This window comes from Duganella alba (assembly GCF_009674495.1).
GTDB lineage: Bacteria > Pseudomonadota > Gammaproteobacteria > Burkholderiales > Burkholderiaceae_D > Rugamonas > Rugamonas alba.
The window spans coordinates 1-239 of the sequence record NZ_WKJN01000119.1 but is presented as its reverse complement, the minus strand read 5'-3'; the positions used below and the strand labels follow the sequence as shown (position 1 = coordinate 239).

Annotated in this window: 1 rRNA gene; it reads right to left on the bottom strand. The window is 51.0% G+C overall.

Annotated elements, in window-relative coordinates:
- A 16S ribosomal RNA gene (locus GJ695_RS29540) occupies nucleotides 1-239 on the bottom strand; the annotation flags it as partial.

Genomic DNA, 239 nt, shown 5'->3' with positions numbered 1-239 from the left:
ATTAGAGTGCTCTTTCGTAGCAACTAATGACAAGGGTTGCGCTCGTTGCGGGACTTAACCCAACATCTCACGACACGAGCTGACGACAGCCATGCAGCACCTGTGTTACGGCTCTCTTTCGAGCACAGCCAAATCTCTTCGGCCTTCCGTACATGTCAAGGGTAGGTAAGGTTTTTCGCGTTGCATCGAATTAATCCACATCATCCACCGCTTGTGCGGGTCCCCGTCAATTCCTTTGA